The sequence below is a fragment of the Rhizobium sp. BK313 genome (assembly GCF_014193655.1).
GTDB lineage: Bacteria > Pseudomonadota > Alphaproteobacteria > Rhizobiales > Rhizobiaceae > Rhizobium.
The window spans coordinates 1,574,435-1,593,747 of the sequence record NZ_JACHZQ010000001.1 but is presented as its reverse complement, the minus strand read 5'-3'; the positions used below and the strand labels follow the sequence as shown (position 1 = coordinate 1,593,747).

The 19,313-nt window shown below is 59.2% G+C and carries 20 protein-coding genes; 16 read left to right on the top strand and 4 right to left on the bottom strand.

Annotation, left to right across the window (positions count from 1 at the left end; translation table 11 throughout):
- Positions 1-289: 289 nt before the first annotated feature.
- Together FHT86_RS07540 and FHT86_RS07535 are read right to left on the bottom strand one after the other, a co-directional pair.
- On the bottom strand, positions 290-775 hold the full coding sequence (locus FHT86_RS07540; protein ID WP_133706235.1) for a DUF2721 domain-containing protein: 486 nt from the start codon (positions 773-775) through the stop codon (positions 290-292).
- Positions 776-954: 179 nt separating this feature from the next.
- Positions 955-3,108, bottom strand: a complete 2,154-nt coding sequence (locus FHT86_RS07535; protein WP_133706234.1) for a mechanosensitive ion channel family protein — start codon at positions 3,106-3,108, stop codon at positions 955-957.
- Positions 3,109-3,518: 410 nt separating this feature from the next.
- On the opposite strand from FHT86_RS07535, the gene FHT86_RS07530 reads away from it, so the two are divergent.
- From FHT86_RS07530 to FHT86_RS07455, 16 genes are all read left to right on the top strand, one after another.
- Entirely contained in the window at positions 3,519-4,406 is an 888-nt protein-coding gene (locus FHT86_RS07530) for a VOC family protein (protein WP_133706233.1), read from the top strand.
- Positions 4,403-5,242, top strand: a complete 840-nt coding sequence (gene kdsA, locus FHT86_RS07525) for a 3-deoxy-8-phosphooctulonate synthase (protein ID WP_133706232.1) — start codon at positions 4,403-4,405, stop codon at positions 5,240-5,242. The genes FHT86_RS07530 and kdsA overlap by 4 nt, the downstream gene beginning before the upstream one ends.
- Positions 5,243-5,393: 151 nt before the next feature.
- Positions 5,394-6,668, top strand: a complete 1,275-nt coding sequence (gene eno / locus FHT86_RS07520) for a phosphopyruvate hydratase (RefSeq protein WP_133706231.1) — start codon at positions 5,394-5,396, stop codon at positions 6,666-6,668.
- A 286-nt stretch (positions 6,669-6,954) separates the two neighbouring features.
- Entirely contained in the window at positions 6,955-7,266 is a 312-nt protein-coding gene (locus FHT86_RS07515; RefSeq protein WP_133706230.1) for a septum formation initiator family protein, read from the top strand.
- 157 nt (positions 7,267-7,423) lie between these two features.
- Complete coding sequence (gene pdhA, locus FHT86_RS07510) at positions 7,424-8,467, top strand: pyruvate dehydrogenase (acetyl-transferring) E1 component subunit alpha (RefSeq protein WP_133706229.1); 1,044 nt, start codon at positions 7,424-7,426, stop codon at positions 8,465-8,467.
- Between the two features lie 18 nt (positions 8,468-8,485).
- On the top strand, positions 8,486-9,859 hold the full coding sequence (locus tag FHT86_RS07505) for a pyruvate dehydrogenase complex E1 component subunit beta (RefSeq protein WP_133706228.1): 1,374 nt from the start codon (positions 8,486-8,488) through the stop codon (positions 9,857-9,859).
- A 15-nt stretch (positions 9,860-9,874) separates the two neighbouring features.
- Positions 9,875-11,230, top strand: coding sequence for a pyruvate dehydrogenase complex dihydrolipoamide acetyltransferase (locus tag FHT86_RS07500; RefSeq protein ID WP_133706227.1), 1,356 nt, complete (start codon positions 9,875-9,877; stop codon positions 11,228-11,230).
- 25 nt (positions 11,231-11,255) lie between these two features.
- Positions 11,256-11,897: an SGNH/GDSL hydrolase family protein gene (locus tag FHT86_RS07495; protein ID WP_133706226.1), complete on the top strand. Its 642-nt coding sequence runs from the start codon at positions 11,256-11,258 to the stop codon at positions 11,895-11,897.
- 131 nt (positions 11,898-12,028) lie between these two features.
- Positions 12,029-13,474 (top strand): dihydrolipoyl dehydrogenase, encoded by a 1,446-nt coding sequence (lpdA, locus tag FHT86_RS07490; protein WP_133706225.1) that lies wholly within the window; start codon positions 12,029-12,031, stop codon positions 13,472-13,474.
- A 55-nt stretch (positions 13,475-13,529) separates the two neighbouring features.
- Positions 13,530-13,790 (top strand): GlsB/YeaQ/YmgE family stress response membrane protein, encoded by a 261-nt coding sequence (locus tag FHT86_RS07485; RefSeq protein ID WP_133706224.1) that lies wholly within the window; start codon positions 13,530-13,532, stop codon positions 13,788-13,790.
- A 7-nt stretch (positions 13,791-13,797) separates the two neighbouring features.
- Positions 13,798-14,046 (top strand): GlsB/YeaQ/YmgE family stress response membrane protein, encoded by a 249-nt coding sequence (locus FHT86_RS07480; protein WP_133706223.1) that lies wholly within the window; start codon positions 13,798-13,800, stop codon positions 14,044-14,046.
- Positions 14,047-14,082: 36 nt separating this feature from the next.
- Positions 14,083-15,054 carry a lipoyl synthase gene (lipA, locus tag FHT86_RS07475; RefSeq protein ID WP_133706222.1) on the top strand — a complete coding sequence of 324 codons (972 nt, stop codon included), beginning with the start codon at positions 14,083-14,085 and terminating at the stop codon, positions 15,052-15,054.
- Positions 15,055-15,206: 152 nt separating this feature from the next.
- Complete coding sequence (locus tag FHT86_RS07470; RefSeq protein WP_166656769.1) at positions 15,207-15,800, top strand: AAA family ATPase; 594 nt, start codon at positions 15,207-15,209, stop codon at positions 15,798-15,800.
- Positions 15,801-15,815: 15 nt separating this feature from the next.
- Positions 15,816-16,409 (top strand): AAA family ATPase, encoded by a 594-nt coding sequence (locus tag FHT86_RS07465; protein ID WP_210297596.1) that lies wholly within the window; start codon positions 15,816-15,818, stop codon positions 16,407-16,409.
- Between the two features lie 53 nt (positions 16,410-16,462).
- On the top strand, positions 16,463-17,029 hold the full coding sequence (locus FHT86_RS07460; protein WP_133706220.1) for an AAA family ATPase: 567 nt from the start codon (positions 16,463-16,465) through the stop codon (positions 17,027-17,029).
- A gap of 9 nt (positions 17,030-17,038) precedes the next feature.
- A complete protein-coding gene (locus tag FHT86_RS07455; RefSeq protein WP_133706219.1) occupies positions 17,039-17,485 on the top strand; it encodes a type II toxin-antitoxin system RatA family toxin in 447 nt (148 codons plus the stop codon).
- Here FHT86_RS07455 and FHT86_RS07450 read toward each other — a convergent pair.
- On the bottom strand, positions 17,476-17,976 hold the full coding sequence (locus FHT86_RS07450; protein WP_133706218.1) for a CinA family protein: 501 nt from the start codon (positions 17,974-17,976) through the stop codon (positions 17,476-17,478). The genes FHT86_RS07455 and FHT86_RS07450 overlap by 10 nt on opposite strands.
- Positions 17,973-19,193 carry a bifunctional 2-C-methyl-D-erythritol 4-phosphate cytidylyltransferase/2-C-methyl-D-erythritol 2,4-cyclodiphosphate synthase gene (locus FHT86_RS07445; protein WP_133706217.1) on the bottom strand — a complete coding sequence of 407 codons (1,221 nt, stop codon included), beginning with the start codon at positions 19,191-19,193 and terminating at the stop codon, positions 17,973-17,975. Before FHT86_RS07445 ends, FHT86_RS07450 begins: the two co-directional genes overlap by 4 nt.
- Between the last annotated feature and the right edge of the window lie 120 nt (positions 19,194-19,313).

Here is a 19,313-nt window from a genome sequence, read left to right as displayed (position 1 = left end):
CAGGTTCCCGGCGGACGGGTCTTCGGAATACATGTGTGATAACTACCAGAAATATATAGGGAATTTGACAGGGATTGATTTCTACCGATCAAAGAGCGCCATGCCACCATAATGGTGAAAAGCTGCGGTATTTGCTCAGTAAGCTCTTTGGACGACGATGTTCTACGAACGATGGAGGGCGGGCTGGAGATCGGGCCGGGAGGGATCGGATCCACGAGTGACAGCGAGCGCAGGGATCGGCATAATTTCGCAACGGGATTGGACACGAATTCAACATGTTGGGCCGATTCTAGATATTTTTTCCTAACCCCCCACGCCGGCGCTCGAGCAAAGCGCGGTCGTTGGCGATCTGCCTCAACATGCTGTGTCCGGCCAGAATCATCTCGAACAAAAAGGCTGCGAAGGCGCCCATCAGCGCAATGACTGCGAGACCGAAGAACCAGAGCAGCATCTGCTCGCGAAACTGCTGGCGAATCGCTCCGCCCATAAGGCCGAGTGTCGCAAGACATGTGCACACGCCCGATGCCGTGCCGAGGAGGACGGCTATCTCAAGCGCCAACGTTCGCCGCCGCAGATAATAGAGCTGTAGCAGCCGAGCTTCATCCGGATCGTCTGAGGTCACCCGCTCGAAAAGGCTGTTGACCCGGTCTGAGACTCGAGCAAGCCTGGCCGCGAAGACATTGAGGCACCCGGCGGTGCCGGCCAGCAGAAAGACCGGCGTCAGTGCTATCTGAATAACGTGTGCGGCATTGGATGTAAGCTGGTCGCTCAGCACGTTTGATCTCCTTCTAATCCAATGTCATTCGGTATCAGGCGCTTGCGGTCGTCGTTACGCCAAAGACTCTGGGGGCAATGAGGGCGGCAGGTGACGCCAAACAGCTGTTGGCGTGCATATTTTCACCAAGACCGACACCCCGATCTCTTCTCGTCTTTGGCTGACATGAGGCGAAAGTTTCATGTTGGCGGCGGCGGCGATCCCGCTATTTGTTCAGCAGTCCTGTTCCTCTCCAGTGTCAGAGCGGCGGCTGCGGCGTCGGATTTCTCCTCCTTACCCACCTGTACGGTCGGGTGAGCGAATTCGATGCCGTTTTCGATAAAGGCGTCGCGGATCATGGTATAAGCCTGCCGTCGAATGTAGGTCTGCCGGCCGGGGAGAGCGGTAAAGGCAAAGCTGAGTTCGATGCCGAAGTCGCCGATCTGCTCGACTCCTTTCATCTTCAGCGTCTCAAGGATCTGCGGTCCGATTTCCGGATCCTCCTTCAATTGCTCGCCGATCTGTTTGATGATCTTTTTCGCCTTGGCCACGTCAGTGTTGAAGGGAACCCGCAGCAAGAATTTATCGATCGCCCAGTCGCGGCTCATGTTCTGAACCGCGCCGAGTTCACCGAAGGGGACCGTGAACACGGGACCGTGATGATGCCGAAGCCTGACGGAGCGGAGGCTGAAGGACTCCACCGTTCCCTTGTAGCTACCGCTCTGAATGTATTCGCCGACGCGGAAGGCATCGTCCATGAGGTAGAAAATGCCGCTGACGATATCCTTGACGAGCGTCTGCGAGCCGAAGCCGATCGCCACTCCGAATATCCCAGCTCCCGCAATCAGCGGTCCGATCTGAACGCCCATTTCAGACAGCACGGTAAGGGTCGCCGCTACGATAACGATGGCTGCGAGTGCGTTACGGAATATCGGCAGCAGGGTGCGAAGGCGGCCCGCCCGGGCTGCTTCCGCCGACGGTGGGAATGTACCGCCGCCAGTGTCGCTCAACCTCCCGTCAATGAACGCCTTCGACAACTGCCAGCAGAGATCGGCCAAGATCAGAATGAAGACGCTCTTCAGCGTGCCACGAACGGCGGCGTCGATCGCCGGGTTTTCTCGTGCGAGGATGTTGGGATCGTAGTGCCAGATGAATGTGATCCAGGCGACTGCCGCCCCGATGACAAGCGCCCGTGCCCCGCGAACGGCCAGCACCATACGCGCGCTGGTCTTGTTGTCACCGGGCCATCGTCCCTTTGCGAATGCTTCGGCTGTTCGCCCGACGGCAGCCAACAGCCCGGGAAGAACAACGAGATAGATACCAAGCCAGAAAAGGCCGAGGAAGTTGGTCACCCAAAGAAGCCAGAGGCAGATCGCGTAGAGTGTATAGAGGGCGTTTATAAGCGATAGCTGTCTCGCGGCGGTTTCCTTGCCCGGTCGTCGCCACACGGCTTCGATCGCGACCAACAACAGGAGAATGGAGAAACCGTAGGCGATAACGGTGCCGACGTCTCTATCGACAGAGAGCGGTCTGGCCAGCGCCGTCGTGGCGCCGGCTATGGCCAGAACGGCGATAAAGAGACGGGCCCTGCGATAGCCGAAGGCCGATAGAGCACCGGCGTCCATCGATAGTTTGCAGACGGCAAACGCCAGCCGAGCAGCGATGAACGCGACCAAATAAAACAGGATCACGGCATGGAGGAGCGGCGGCCAATCTATGACCAGGAAAATGGCGGAGCTGACGAGGGTGAAAGTGATCCACGGCCCGAATTCTCCGACGGTATGGGCGATAAGGGGATTCTGAAATCGCGCCTTGAGGACGGTTTTTTTGAAAAACCATTCCGCCGCGAGACCGACGCAGACCAATGCGGTGAACAACACCAACACGGGCGCAAAACCGCTGCTCCTTGCCTGTTCGCGCACCCTGCTCGTTGCACCGGCGATCTGGGCCGGCACACCTGGGATCACTGACCGCAGCGCCTGATATCGGGCACGGGCGTGGGCCTCTTCGGTTTCTATGATCGTCGCCGCTACTGTCGACGGCTTCTGCTCCGCCTCCTGACGCTTTTCCAGCCATTGGCGCAGCTCCGGATCATCCATCAAACGCAGCAGTTCCGACAGCTTTGCGGGCGGGGCGAGGGCTGGCTCCGGCGATTGAGCTTGGCACGGCTGCGGTACGACAGCCATGAAAAGAAGGACAAACACTATGGGGATCAGGCCGCGAGGCATGAGGGCAACATTGAGCGCGGCAGGTTTCAGGATCCCTCGAGCATGCTCCACCAAGGCAAGATAAAGAGAAGCCGCCAAATGTAAGACCGGGCGTTTGGGCGCCACCTCGACGAGCATCAAGCGCATGTCTCCCCTCAAGCACCCGACAATCAAATTGAATACTGCCGCAAAAATAAAAGTATCGGCAGGCGGTTTTTTTTGCCTTCCCGAGATCGGATGGTGAATTGCGCTAGCTTTGGACAATCCGAAACGGAGGAATGCGCATTTTGTCTTGTTGCCGGGAAAGGGATTTGTCGAAACTATCCTCACCCCTACCACTTACTACGGCTGCACTACAGGTCGTTTTTTGCGGTACGATACAGATACTGATCGAATTATTGCGCTCCCACAAGGCCGAGTTTCGCGCCGGGGCATATATAATTCGGCTAGGTTCGCGCTCGGATTTCTTGGGAGCATTCCGCTCGGATCTGCTGCGCTTTCATCTTGAATTGAGTGGCAGATGAGCGCAAACCTGCGGACATATAAAGGGAGAGACCATGACCTCGTCGCCGCATCCGCTGGATCATCTCGTTCTGCCGACGGTCAATATCGCTTTGGCGCGGGAACGGCTGGGCAAGCTCGGTTTTACCGTCGCCGCTGATGCCCGCCACCCCTTCGGTACCGAGAACGCCTGCGTTTTCTTTTCCGACAAGACCTATCTGGAGCCCTTAGGCGTTGCATCCCGCGAGCAGTACGAGGCGAGCGCGGAGGAGGGTAATGTTTTCGTCGCCCGCGACCAGGCCTATCGTTTTCGTATCGGCGAAGAAGGTTTTTCAGCCATCGTTTTCGGCACGGACGACGCCGTTGCCGATGACGAGCGATTCCGGGTCGCCACCATATCGGCCGGACGCATGTTGGATTTTGTCCGGCCGATGCGCATGCCGGATGGCCCGGAGGTAACGGCCGGCTTCCGTCTCGCTTTTGCAGCCGATCTGCGTTCGCCGGATTTCTTTACTTTCTGCTGCCAGCGCATCAATCCATTGCCGGCTGATCGCAACGCCTTGGAGCGCCATGCCAATGGCGTAACTGGCATTGCGCGGGTTGCCGTGTCGACGCTAAAGCCGGCTGCGTTCCGCGGCTTTTTCGAACAGGTCGCCAGTGGACCAAAGATATCGGAGCATTCCTTTGGCGTCACGCTCGAGACGGCCAATGCCAGGATCGAGGTTCTGACTCCGGAAGGCATGGAAGCATTTTACGATCTACCCCTGCCGGGGGACGATCCCGGCCTTCGGGCACGCGCAATCCTTTTCAAGACGCGCGATCTTTCCGTGACATCGACGCATTTGGCTGCTAACGGCGTCACATACACGCGTAAGAACAATCGTATTCTGGCAAAACCCGCCCCCGGACAGGGCGCGTTGTTCGCCTTCGAGGAGATAGCATGAGCACCAATTCCGAAGTGATCGTCGGCGAAGGCGCATCCAAGGTTCTGTTTTCGAATACCGCCAGGCTATCGCTGATCGCCGGCCCCTGCCAGATGGAAAGCCGCGATCATGCCTTCATGGTTGCCGGCGTGTTGAAGGAGCTCTGCGGCAAGCTCGGTATCGGTCTTGTCTATAAGTCGTCCTTCGACAAGGCGAATCGCAGCTCTATTTCCGGCAAGCGCGGCATTGGGCTTGAGAGCGCCATGGAAATCTTCGCCGATCTGAAGAAGGAATTCGGCTTTCCCGTCCTGACCGACATTCACACGGAGGAGCAGTGTGCGATCGTTGCAAAGACGGTCGATGTCCTGCAGATCCCCGCATTCCTCTCGCGTCAGACCGACCTCTTGGTCGCCGCCGCTAAAACAGGCCGCGTCGTCAACGTCAAGAAGGGCCAGTTCCTGGCGCCTTGGGACATGAAGAATGTACTGAAGAAGCTGAACGACAGTGGCAATCCGAATGTCCTGCTCTGCGAGCGCGGCGTCTCCTTTGGCTACAATACGCTGGTCTCCGATATGCGCTCGTTGCCGATTATGGCAGCGACAGGTGCGCCGGTTATTTTCGATGCAACGCATTCGGTTATGCAGCCCGGAGGGCAGGGGGAATCTTCGGGGGGGCAACGTGAATTCGTCGAAACCCTGGCGCGCGCGGCTGTAGCTGTTGGTGTTGCCGGCGTGTTCATTGAAACGCATCAGGATCCCGACAACGCCCCTTCTGATGGCCCCAGCATGGTCTATCTCAAGGACATGCCGCGGCTTCTGGAAAAGCTGCTCGCCTTCGACGCGATCGCCAAGGCTTGATAAGCGGCTCGTGTTCAACAGGCTGACATGATCTTGCGTTAACGCGGCCTCTAGGACGCTTTGATCGAAGATGCGGACCAGCATTGTAATTTCCGCGTCTTCGATTAAACAGATTTCAATCGATTTATAACCCAGCGAGCAGGAAGCTATCATGACCGCAATCACCGACATTATCGCCCGCGAGATTCTCGACAGCCGTGGCAATCCCACCGTCGAAGTCGATGTCTACCTCGAAGATGGCAGCATGGGCCGCGCAGCGGTTCCGTCGGGCGCCTCGACCGGCGCGCATGAAGCCGTCGAAGTTCGCGATGGCGGCAAGCGTTATCATGGCAAGGGTGTCGAGAAGGCCGTCGAAGCCGTCAACACCGAGATCTTCGACGCGATCGGCGGCATCGACGCCGAGAACCAGATCCAGATCGACAACATCATGATCGAGCTCGACGGCACGCCGAACAAGTCGCGCCTCGGCGCAAACGCCATCCTTGGCGTTTCGCTTGCTGTTGCCAAGGCCGCCGCTCAGAGCGCCAACCTCCCGCTTTATCGTTATGTCGGCGGCGCCCATGCCCGCCTGCTGCCGGTTCCGATGATGAACATCATCAACGGCGGCGCCCATGCCGACAATCCGATCGACTTCCAGGAGTTCATGATCCTGCCGGTCGGCGCAGAAACCTTCCGTGACGCCGTGCGCATGGGCTCTGAAGTCTTCCACGTCCTCAAGAGGGAACTGGCCGCCCAGGGTCATAACACCAATGTCGGCGACGAAGGTGGCTTCGCTCCGGGTCTTTCCAGCGCTCCGGCTGCTCTCGACTTCATCATGCAGTCGATCGAAAAGGCTGGCTACAAGCCGGGCGAAGACATCTATCTCGGCCTCGACTGCGCCTCGACGGAATTCTTCAAGGACGGCAAGTACGTGCTCGAAGGTGAAGGCCGCACGCTGGAATCGGGCGCCATGGCTGAATATCTCGCCGAACTCGCAGCCAAGTACCCGATCGCCTCGATCGAAGACGGCATGGCAGAAGATGATTGGGAAGGCTGGAAGACCCTGACCGACCTGATCGGCAAGAAGACGCAACTCGTAGGCGACGACCTGTTCGTCACCAACTCCTCGCGTCTTCGCGACGGCATCCGCATGGGCGTCGCCAACTCGATCCTCGTCAAGGTCAACCAGATCGGCTCGCTGACGGAAACGCTCGACGCCGTCGAAACCGCACATAAGGCCGCCTACACGGCCGTCATGTCGCACCGTTCCGGCGAAACCGAGGATTACACCATCGCTGATCTGGCGGTCGCCACCAACTGCGGTCAGATCAAGACCGGCTCGCTGTCGCGCTCCGATCGTCTTGCCAAATACAATCAGCTCATCCGCATCGAAGAAGCGCTTGGTCCCCAGGCACAGTATGCCGGTCGCTCCATCCTTCGCGGCTGATTATATATACCCTGAAAATCCACAGGGTTTTCGGAAAGACTTATTCTGCGTCGGATAACGATCCGAGTCGCCTTATAAGCCAATATTTTCCTGATCTTGAACCGCGCTTTCGGGCGCGGTTTTTTGTTGGAAAAATGGCAGAGTCAACGGATGGTTAATCTCTGGCAGCTAGTGTTGTCATAGATGTTTGATTTAGCGTGATCTTATCCAAAAACCGCTTCGCATTTCCGTTGCGCGGACCTGAGGTTCAGGATCATTCTCGGTAGAGCGTTTTGAGCAAGCGAATATGTGGACAAAATATCATAAGAAGAGAAAGTTCGGCCGTTTCGTTCTTCCCGCTATCACGGCCGCCTTCGTAAGCTATTTCGGTTATCACTGCATTCACGGCGATTACGGTCTGAAAGCGACCGAGATCTTCGAGCAGCAGCGCATCGATCGCAGCAAGGAACTCGCCGATCTCGTCGCCAGGCGCGAACACCTTGAAAAGGAAGTGGCATTGCTCAGCGATGGCTCGCTGGACAAGGATATGCTCGACCAATACGCACGCTATCAGCTGACCTATTCGAAGGCCGACGAGATCGTTATCTTCAACAAATAGCCTTAATTAACCGAATTTCGGTTAATCGTCTTTTTCATAAGTATATCAATCGCTTGTGAAGAATATGAGCCATGCAATTATAGCATTGCTGTGGCGAACAATCTTCCCTATGTTACGCGGCACTACAAAACGAGGCTACTCACATAGGGAGGGTTGAATGGCGCCGCGAAAATCCGCGTCCGTTTCCAGCCGCAAGACAACATCCAAGTCTGTCAAAGACACCAACGGTGGCGCGATCGCGGAATTCGACCGCGATGCGGAGCTCAAGGCCTATCGTGAGATGCTCCTGATCCGCCGCTTCGAAGAGAAGGCCGGCCAGCTCTACGGCATGGGCTTCATCGGCGGTTTCTGTCACCTCTACATCGGCCAGGAGGCCGTCGTCGTCGGCATGCAACTGGCGCTGAAGGAAGGTGACCAGGTTATCACCGGCTATCGTGATCACGGCCATATGCTTGCAACCGGCATGAGCGCCCGCGGCGTCATGGCCGAGCTCACTGGGCGCCAGGGCGGCTATTCCCGGGGGAAGGGCGGCTCCATGCATATGTTCTCCAAGGAAAAGAATTTCTACGGCGGCCACGGCATCGTCGGCGCCCAGGTCTCGCTCGGCACCGGCCTCGGCTTCGCCAACTGGTATCGTGGCAATGACAATGTCAGCGTCGCCTATTTCGGCGATGGCGCTGCCAATCAAGGCCAGGTCTCCGAAAGCTTCAACATGGCGCAGCTTTGGAAGCTGCCGGTGATCTACGTGATCGAGAACAACCGTTACGCCATGGGCACGTCGACGGCGCGCGCCACCGCGCAGGCTGACTTCTCCAAGCGCGGTGCCTCCTTCGGTATCCCCGGCATTCAGGTCGACGGCATGGATGTCCGCGCCGTCAAGGCTGCCGCCGATGAAGCGGTTGAATATTGCCGGTCCGGCAAGGGTCCGATCATTCTGGAAATGCTGACCTATCGCTACCGCGGTCATTCAATGTCGGACCCGGCCAAGTATCGTTCCAAGGACGAAGTGCAGAAGATGCGCTCCGAGCATGACCCGATCGAGCAGGTTCGTGCCCGCCTTTTGGAAAAGGGTTGGGCGTCGGAAGACGAGCTGAAGGCGATCGACAAGGATGTCCGCGACATCGTCGCCGACAGCGCCGATTTCGCCCAGGCCGATCCGGAGCCGGATGCATCCGAGCTCTACACCGACATTCTGCTCTAAATCGGGGAGGGACGATCCATGCCCATCGATATTCTCATGCCCGCCCTTTCTCCGACGATGGAAGAGGGCACCCTTTCGAAATGGCTCAAGAAGGAAGGCGACAAGGTTGCCTCCGGCGACGTCATTGCCGAAATCGAGACCGACAAAGCCACTATGGAAGTCGAAGCTGTTGACGAAGGTACGATTGGCAAGCTGCTGATCGACGCTGGCACCGAAGGCGTCAAGGTCAACACCAAGATCGCAATTTTGTTGCAGGACGGCGAGTCCGCCTCGGATATTTCGACGGCCAAGCCGGCTCCGGCTGCCGAACCAGTCAAGACCGAAGCGCCGGCCGCCGCTGCTGCTCCGGCGCCCGTTCCGGCGCAGCCGAAGGCCGCTCCCGCGGATCCGGAAATTCCGGCCGGTACGGAAATGGTGTCGATGACGGTGCGTGAAGCGCTGCGCGACGCCATGGCCGAAGAAATGCGCGCCAATCCGGATGTCTTCGTCATGGGCGAAGAGGTTGCCGAATACCAGGGTGCCTACAAGGTCACCCAGGGCCTGCTGCAGGAGTTCGGTCCCCGCCGCGTTGTCGATACCCCGATCACCGAGCATGGCTTTGCCGGTGTCGGCGTCGGCGCCGCCATGGCCGGCCTTCGCCCGATCGTCGAGTTCATGACCTTCAACTTCGCCATGCAGGCGATCGACCAAATCATCAACTCCGCCGCCAAGACGCTTTATATGTCCGGCGGCCAGATGGGCGCTCCGATCGTCTTCCGCGGCCCGAACGGTGCGGCTGCTCGCGTCGCTGCTCAGCACAGCCAGGACTATGCGGCCTGGTATAGCCATATTCCGGGCCTGAAGGTCGTCATGCCCTACACGGCAGCCGACGCCAAGGGTCTGCTGAAGGCCGCGATCCGCGATCCGAACCCGGTCATCTTCCTGGAAAACGAAATTCTCTACGGTCAGCACTTCGATGTGCCGAAGCTCGACAATTTTGTTCTGCCGATCGGCAAGGCCCGCATCCATCGTCCCGGCAAGGACGTAACGGTCGTCTCCTTCGGCATCGGCATGACCTATGCCACTAAGGCGGTCGCCGAACTGGAAGCCCAGGGCATCGATGTCGAGCTGATCGACCTTCGCACCATCCGCCCGATGGACCTGCCGACGGTCATCGAATCCGTCAAGAAGACCGGTCGTCTGGTGACCGTCGAGGAAGGCTATCCGCAGTCCTCCGTCGGCACGGAAATCGCGACCCGCGTCATGCAGCAGGCCTTCGACTATCTCGATGCGCCGATCCTGACGATCGCCGGCAAGGACGTACCCATGCCTTACGCCGCCAACCTTGAGAAGCTGGCGCTTCCGAATGTCGGTGAAGTGGTCGATGCGGTGAAAGCCGTTTGCTACAAATAAGGGGAGGGCTTTTCGATGCCTATCAACATCACCATGCCTGCCCTCTCGCCGACCATGGAAGAGGGCAACCTCGCCAAGTGGCTGGTCAAGGAAGGCGACAAGATCAAGTCCGGTGACGTCATCGCCGAGATCGAGACCGATAAGGCGACGATGGAAGTCGAAGCCGTCGATGAAGGCACCGTCGCCAAGATTGTCATTCCCGCCGGCACCGAAGGCGTCAAGGTCAATGCGCTGATCGCGGTTCTGGCCGGCGAAGGCGAGGATGTCGCTGCCGCTGCCTCGGGCGCCGCCGCTCCGGCTGCTGCGCCTGCCGCGGCGACACCAGCGCCGAAGGCAGAGACGGCTCCCGCTCAATCCGCACCGGCCGCACAGCCGGCGCCGGTCGCGCCTGCGGCCCGCTCGACGGACAGCCATCGCACCTTCGCATCGCCGCTCGCCCGCCGCCTTGCCAAGGAATCCGGTATCGATCTGACTGCATTGGTCGGTTCCGGTCCGCATGGCCGGGTGATCAAGAAGGACATCGAAGCCGCTGCTGTCGGTGGTGGTGTTGCAAAGGCTGCTCCGGCGGCCGCTCCCGCTGCCCAGCCCGCCGTTGCTGCCCAGGCTCCGGCCGCAGCCGCGCCGAAAGGCATGTCGGAAGACGCCGTTCTCAAGCTGTTCGAGCCCGGTTCCTACGAGCTCGTACCGCATGACGGCATGCGCAAGACGATTGCCAAGCGCCTGCAGGAATCCAAGCAGACCGTCCCGCATTTCTACGTCACCGTCGATTGCGAGCTGGACGCGCTGTTGGCGCTGCGCACGCAGCTCAACGATGCAGCTCCGAAGTCGAAGGATGGCGTTCCGGCCTACAAGCTTTCGGTCAACGACATGGTCATCAAGGCCCTGGCGCTGGCGCTGCGCGATGTACCGGATGCCAACGTTTCCTGGACCGACAGCAACATGGTCAAACACAAGCACTCGGATGTTGGCGTCGCCGTCTCCATCCCGGGCGGCTTGATTACGCCGATCATCCGCAGTGCCGAGCTGAAGACGCTGTCGGCCATCTCCAACGAGATGAAGGACTACGGCAAGCGCGCCAAGGAACGCAAGCTGAAGCCCGAGGAATACCAAGGCGGCACGACCGCCGTGTCGAACATGGGCATGATGGGCGTCAAGAACTTCTCGGCCGTCATCAACCCGCCGCATGCGACCATTCTCGCTGTCGGCGCGGGCGAGCAGCGCGTGATCGTCAAGAAGGGTGAAATGGCCATCGCCACCATGATGAGCGTTACGCTTTCGACCGACCACCGCTGCGTCGACGGTGCGCTTGGCGCAGAACTTCTGGCAGCCTTCAAGGGCTATATCGAAAACCCGATGGGGATGCTCGTCTGAGCCTTGTCGTCAAACGGAGGCATGAATGACCAAGACCGTTCTGTGTTACGGCGACTCGCTGACATGGGGCTATAACGCCGAGACGATCGGTCGTCATGCCTTCGAAGACCGATGGCCGAGCGTGTTGCAAAAGGCGCTCGGCGATCAGGCTCGGATTATTCCGGAAGGGCTGAACGGCCGTACTACCGCTTTCGACGACTATCTTGCCGATTGCGACCGCAACGGTGCGAAAGTGTTGCCGACGATCCTGCAGACACACGCGCCGCTCGATCTCGTCATCATCATGCTGGGCACCAATGACATGAAGCCGGTGGTCGCCGGTTCGGCCTTTGCTGCCTTGCAGGGCATCAGCCGCTTGATTCAGCTTGTGCGCAATCATACATGGTCGTTTGGTCATGAAGTCCCCGATATTCTGGTCGTAGCGCCTCCTCTCATCACCGAGACCGCCAATCCTGCCTTCGCCGCTAACTACCTCGGCGCCACCAAGGAGTCGGCGAAGCTGGCGACGCTCTATCGCGATCTGGCCGACGAACTTGGCTGCGGCTTTTTCGATGCAGGCACGGTTGCCGTCACCACGCCGCTCGACGGCGTGCATCTCGATGCGGAAAACACTCGGGCGCTCGGCCGAGGCCTCGAGCCGATCGTGCGGATGATGCTCGGGCTTTAAGCATTTGATTGAGCGCGATCTTACTCGAAAACCGCATCATCGTTTTGCGGTCTTTCGGCTCGGTGTCGGGCTCCGGGAAAATTAAGGCAGGCTGAGCTTTTGACCGGTCGCCAACCAAAGGCAGGAAACATATGGCTGAGAATTACGACGTCATCATCATCGGCTCCGGTCCTGGCGGCTATGTCGCCGCCGTGCGTGCCGGCCAGCTTGGCCTGAAGACGGCGATCGTCGAACGCGAGCACCTGGGCGGTATTTGCCTGAACTGGGGCTGCATTCCGACCAAGGCACTATTGCGTTCCGCCGAAATCCTTGATCATTCCAATCATCTGAAGGAATACGGCCTTGTCCTCGAAGGCAAGGTTACGCCCGATGTGAAGGCTGTTGTTGCCCGTTCGCGTGGCGTTTCCCTTCGCCTCAACATGGGCGTCGGCTTCCTGATGAAGAAGAACAAGGTCGACGTGATCTGGGGCGAGGCGAAAATTACGAAGCCCGGCGAAATCGTCGTCGGCAAGTCGACCAAGCCTGTCGTTGAGCCGCAGCATCCGTTGCCCAAGAACGTCAAGGGCGAGGGCACCTACACTGCCAAGCATATCATCGTCGCCACCGGCGCGCGTCCGCGCGCTTTGCCGGGCATTGAACCGGACGGCAAGCTGATCTGGACCTATTTCGAGGCGCTGAAGCCGGATTTCCTGCCGAAATCGCTGGTGGTCATGGGCTCAGGCGCCATCGGCATCGAATTTGCGAGCTTCTATCGCTCGATGGGTGTCGATGTCACCGTCGTCGAAATCATGCCGACCATCATGCCGGTCGAAGATGCCGAAATCTCCGGCATCGCCCGCAAGCAATTGGAAAAGCGTGGCCTGAAGATCTTTACCAAGACGAAGGTCACCAAGGTCGACAAGGGTGCGAACAGCATCACCGCACACATAGAGACCGAAGACGGCAAGGTACAGCAGATCACCGCCGACCGCATGATCTCCGCCGTCGGCGTGCAGGGCAATATTGAAAATCTGGGCCTGGAAGCGCTCGGCGTTAAGACCGATCGCGGTTGCGTCGTCATCGACGGCTACGGCAAGACCAACGTTCCGGGCATTTATGCTATCGGCGATGTCGCCGGCCCGCCGATGCTGGCGCACAAGGCCGAGCATGAAGGTGTGGTCTGCGTCGAAAAGATCGCCGGCCTGCCGAACGTGCATCCGACCGACAAGAGCAAGGTGCCGGGCTGCACCTATTGCCAGCCGCAGGTTGCCTCCGTTGGCCTGACGGAAGCCAAGGCGAAGGAACTCGGCCGCGACATCCGTGTTGGCCGCTTTCCGTTCACGGCCAACGGCAAGGCGATCGCGCTCGGCGAGGACCAGGGTTTGTGCAAGGTCATCTTCGACAAGAAGACTGGCGAACTGCTCGGCGCCCATATGGTTGGCGCAGAAGTTACCGAACTGATCCAGGGCTTTGTCGTCGCCATGAATCTGGAGACGACGGAAGAGGAACTGATGCACACCATCTTCCCGCACCCGACCGTTTCGGAAACGATGAAGGAAGCCGTACTGGACGCCTACGGCCGCGTGCTGAACGCTTGATAATTTCCGGGTTCGCCCTTTATCCAGAGGGTGGAAATTTGCAAAGGAAATCATCATGTCTATCGGTACTGAGGCTTGGATTGTCTTTCTGCTGATTGGTCTGGTGGCGGGGTTTCTCGCCAGTCTGGTTGTCGGCGGTGGCGGCCTGATCAGTTGTTTGCTGAGCGGCGTAATTGGTGCTTTCGTGGGCGGGTTCCTGTTTAATTGGTTGGGAATCTCACTGGGTATACAAAATGCGCTGGTGGTTGAAATCATTCATGCAACGGTCGGCGCGATCATCGTGGTGCTGTTTGCAAGGGCAATAGCGTGGGGATGAAGGCGCGATGGAAGGTGTAGGCTGGCTTGGTCTGATCATCATCGGCGGTCTTGCGGGTTGGCTCGCGGGCAAGCTGATGGAGGTGCGCTATGGCGTCATCCTCAACATCGTTCTTGGCATTGCCGGCTCGGTCGTTGCCGCGGGCATTTTGGTGCAATTGCATGTCGGCGTGCCCGGCGGCCGGCTTGGTTTTTTCGTCACCGGTTTCATCGGTGCGTGCATTCTGATATTTCTCGCCAAACTCGTCAGGCGATGAATGGGCCGCGATCAAGCGGCGGAAAGTAGACGTTTCATGGTCACGATTCTCGACACGATCAATCCAGAAACAAAGCGCATCAGGCATCCGGAAAAGGCGCATCGGCCGGATACGGAAGTCCTGCGCAAGCCGGATTGGATTCGCGTCAAGGCACCGACATCGAAAGGCTATGCCGAAACCCGCTCGATCGTGAAGGAGCACAAGCTCGTCACCGTCTGCGAAGAGGCCGGTTGCCCGAATATCGGCGAGTGCTGGGACAAGAAACACGCCACCTTCATGATCATGGGCGAGATCTGTACGCGTGCTTGCGCCTTCTGCAACGTCTCGACCGGCAAGCCGAATGCGCTCGATATGGCCGAGCCTGAAAACGTCGCCAAGGCCGTCAAGGAAATGGGCCTAAGCCACGTCGTCATCACTTCCGTCGACCGCGACGATCTGGAAGACGGCGGTGCCGAGCACTTCGAAAAAGTGATCTGGGCGATCCGCGCCGCCTCGCCGGCAACGACGATCGAGATCCTGACGCCGGATTTCCTGCGCAAGCCGGGCGCCCTCGAGCGTGTCGTCGCCGCCAAGCCCGACGTTTTCAATCACAATCTGGAAACAGTGCCGTCGAAGTACCTGACGGTGCGTCCCGGCGCCCGCTATTTCCACTCGATCCGCCTGCTGCAGCGAGTCAAGGAACTTGATCCGACCATGTTCACCAAATCCGGCATCATGGTCGGCCTCGGCGAAGAGCGTAATGAAGTGCTTCAGCTCATGGACGACCTGCGGACAGCCGATGTCGACTTCCTGACCATAGGTCAATATCTGCAGCCGACCCGCAAGCATCATCAGGTTATGAGCTTCGTCACCCCGGACGAATTCAAGTCCTACGAGACGGTTGCCTACACCAAGGGCTTCCTGATGGTCGCTTCCAGCCCGCTCACCCGCTCTTCCCACCACGCCGGCGACGATTTCGCCCGGCTGCGGGCCGCTCGCGAGAAGAAGGTTCTGCTGGCGGCCGAGTAAGATCCAGTTTCTTGCTTTTTGAACGAACCGCGGCGATTTTGCCGCGGTTTTTGTTTGTGCCGTCATCAGATCATCATCTGCGCGGCTTAGGGAACACGCCGCCGTTTGTTGCCGGTACCGGCGCCTGTCAAGATTGAATATGGAGCCGAACCGTGGAGCAGATCGTCGCGCCGCAAGCGCCGCCCTATGCCGTCGACATCGAAATGGCGGCGTCCATCCTCAAAAATGCCGAGCGCGTCCTGGTCATCGGCTGTTCCGGCACTGGTAAAAGCACGCTGGCGCAGGCGATCGCCAGGCTGCGTGGACTCACCTATGTCTCGATGGATCGGGATATTTTCTGGCAGCCGGGCTGGAAGCTGCGGCCTCGCCAGGAATCGATCGCGCTGATGGAACAGGCGGTCGCCGGTCCGCGCTGGATTATCGACGGCAACAGCCCCAGTACATTGCCGCTGCGCCTGCCGCGCACCGATATCGTTCTATGGCGGCGTCCAACCCGGTGGGTGGCCTTGTCCGGTGTCGTCAGGCGCTGGCTGCGCTTCAGGGGGCAGGTGCGGCCGGAGATGGCCCCTGGTTGCCCGGAGCAACTGGACTGGGTTTTCTTTCGTTATATCTGGACCTTCGAGAAGCAGGAGGCTCCGCAATTCACGGAAATGTTCAGGCTTCATGGAAAGCACGTGCCGGTGCTGACGCTACGTTCCTATCGGGAAGGCGACGAGCTGCTGGCGCGCTTGCGCGATGGTCTTTGAGGGCGGAGATGCATCATGGACCAGAGCGCGATAACGCCCCTGCGCAACGAAGTGACCGAGCTGGCAGAGGTGGCGAATCAGATCCGCAGGGCTGACCGTATCTTGGTTATAGGCTGTTCCGGCGGCGGCAAGTCGACCTTGTCGCAAGAGATCGCGGCGCGCTTCGGGCTTTCCTACATATCCATCGATCGCGATGTGCTCTGGCTTCCCGGCTGGGTTCAGCGCGATAGGCCTGAGCAGCGGAGCATTATCGCCGAGAAAATTCTCGGCGAACGCTGGATCATGGATGGCACGAACACGTCCAGCTTCGATCTGCGCCTGCCGCGAACGGACATTGTCATCTGGGTGCGTATGCCGCGTCTACTTTGCATTTGGGGCGCCCTCTCGCGATGGCTGAAATGGATCGGCCGCACGCGCCCTGAAATGGCGCCGGGCTGCAACGAAAGGGTCGAGTGGCAATTTCTGCAGTTCATCTGGACTTTCGAGGAAAAATACACGCCGCGCATTGTCGCCGCGCTTGCCCAGCACGGCCCTAATGTGCCGGTCTTGCAGTTGACGAGCCGCGGGCGGATGCGCGAGCTTCTCGATCTGCTCGCGGTTCCGAATTAATCGCGATCGAAACGTCATGACGCTGTAATCGACTGTTTTCCGGAGATGGGAATATGAAGGAATTTAGCGGCATGGCCGAGGCTGTCCTTTGCCTCAAAACTGCCAAACGCGTTCTCGTCATGGGCTGCTCCGGCGGTGGCAAGTCGACCTTGTCGCAGAAGATCTGTTCGCGCCAGGATTTGCCTTATGTCTCGATGGACCGAGAGTTTTTCTGGCTGCCAGGCTGGGTAAAAAGAGAAAAGGCCGAGGAGCGCGCCCTGATCGCGGCAAAGGTTGCCGAAGAGCGTTGGCTGATCGATGGAACAGCACCATCGAGTTTTGATCTGCGATTGCCCCGCACGGAGTTTATTCTTTGGGTGCGCATGCCGCGCTGGCTGTGCATGTGGGGCGCTTTATCGAGAGCACTGCGATGGCTGGGCCGGTCGCGCCCCGACATGGCGCCAGGTTGTCCCGAGCGCATCGATTGGGAATTCCTGCGCTACATCTGGGATTGGGAACGCAAATTTGCGCCTAAAGTCCTGGCAGGCCTTGCCCAGCATGGCCCGGATGTGCCTGTTCTACAGCTAAAATCCCGCGGCGAAATGCGCCAGCTTCTTGATCTTCTTGGCCGTCCTGCTTAATTGCCGCTCATGCCTCAGTTTGAAACGCACCGCCCTGTCCCGCACTCGCCTGACCAGATGTTCGACCTCGTTGCCGATGTCGAGCGCTATCCGGAATTCCTGCCGCTTTGCGAGGCGCTGGTTGTTCGCAACCGCAAGGAGCGTGACGGCAAGATATTGTTGGTCGCCGACATGACCGTTGGCTACAAGGCGATCCGCGAGACTTTTACCACGCAGGTACTGCTCAACAAGGCGGAGCGCGCCATTGATGTGAAATACATCGATGGCCCGTTCAAATATCTCGATAATCGCTGGCGTTTCGCACCATCGGAAAATGGCGGCTGTAGCATCGATTTTTTTATCGACTACGAGTTCAAGAGCCGCATTCTCGGCGCGTTGATGGGCTCGATGTTCGATCGCGCCTTCCGCATGTTCACGGACGCGTTCGAGACGCGCGCCGGCAAGATCTACGCCTGACTCAAGACAACGAGCATCTCCAGCGCCGTTCGCACGGTGGCGAGGCGAACCTTGTCGCGGCCGATGTCGCCATAACGCATTTCACGATGGATAAGGCCGCCCGTGCGCGCCTTGGCGGCGAGATGAACGAGGCCGACCGGCTTGTCCGCCGATCCGCCGCTCGGCCCGGCGACACCGGTCACTGCAACGGCAAGATCGGCGCGCGAGCGGAAGAGAGCGCCATGGACCATCTGCAGGGCCGTCTCCTTGGAAACGGCACCGAACCGAACGAGCGTCTGCTCTTGAACGCCAAGCATGTCCATCTTCGCCGTATTCGTATAGGTCACAAAGCCGCGATCGACGACCGCCGACGAGCCGGGAATTTCCGTCAACGCGCCCGCGATCAGCCCGCCGGTGCAGGATTCCGCCGTGGCGACCATCCAGCCCTTTGCCGCAAAATCGGTGATGATGCCATGGGCGAGTGCGAGAATGTCGTCTGGAAAATGTGTCATGCCTTGCCTCCGCGATAAACGACCGTTGCCGTGGCGATGGCCGCAATGCCCTCGCGGCGGCCGACGAAGCCGATCTTTTCGTTTGTGGTCGCCTTCACCGAGCAACGTTCCAGGTCGATCCTCAAAAACTCCGAGAGTTTGGCGCGCATCGCCTCGCGGTGCGGCCCGACCTTTGGAGCTTCGGCGATCAGCGAGACATCGGCATTCATGATCGTGCCACCATGGTCGCGGACGATCTTTGCCGCATGTTCGATGAAGATGCGGGAGGGCGCGCCCTTCCATTGCGGATCGGAGGGTGGAAAGTGGTCGCCTATATCGCCGGCGCCGCAGGTCGCGAGCAAGGCGTCGGTCAGCGCATGCAAAGCGACATCGGCGTCGGAATGGCCCTTCAACTTCTGGTCGTGGGGAATGAAGACGCCGCAGAGCGTCACGCCGTCGCCCGGCTCGAGCTGGTGGACATCATAGCCGTTGCCTGTGCGCACATCCGGCAGCAGGCCGGCGGAAAGCTTTTCATCGGCCATTGCGATATCCCTTTTGACCGTCAATTTGACATTGTCCGAACTGCCGGCAACGAGCGTCACCGGCAGGCCGCTCCATTCGGCGATCGCGGCATCGTCGGTGAAATCCGTCTTGTTCTCGGCAGCGGCCTTTTCATGCGCCGCCAGAATATCGGCAAAGCGGAAGGACTGCGGCGTCTGCGCGGCGTAGAGCCCTGTGCGGGGCACCGTTTCCGTCACCGACGCATCGGCGCCTGCCCGTTTCAGCGTATCCGTCACCGGCATGGCGGGCAGCACGGCAGGTGCGCCGGATGCCAGCGCCGCGGCGACGCGATCGAGCAGATCATGTTCGAAGAAGGGGCGCACGGCATCGTGGATCATGACATGCGTGACGCCGGCATTTTCCAGTTGCCGTAGCCCAGCAAGCACTGATTGCTGACGGGAAGCGCCGCCAAAGGCAATTTCTGTCCCGGACGAATCGGCAACCTGTTCTAGCGCGGACTGGAGCAGCGTTTCGTCGTCGCGATGGATTACGATCACGATCTTTGCCGCCTGCGGCCATGTCACGAATTTTTCAAGCGTATGCGCAATAACCGATCGGCCGCCGATCGGGCGATACTGCTTCGGGCCTTCCTCGGGCGATCCTGCCCGCTCGCCACGCCCGGCCGCGACGATCACGATTCCGATCGACATCAGTTGCATTGAGTGCATTTGCGTCATAAACCCCCAGGGATGAAAGGCTTTCGCTCCAGTATGACCCCCAAAAGTGTGAAGCGGTTTTTGGACAGGATCATGCTAAGCAGGTCGCCCAAGCGGGATCTCGCTCCAGCAGGGTCTATC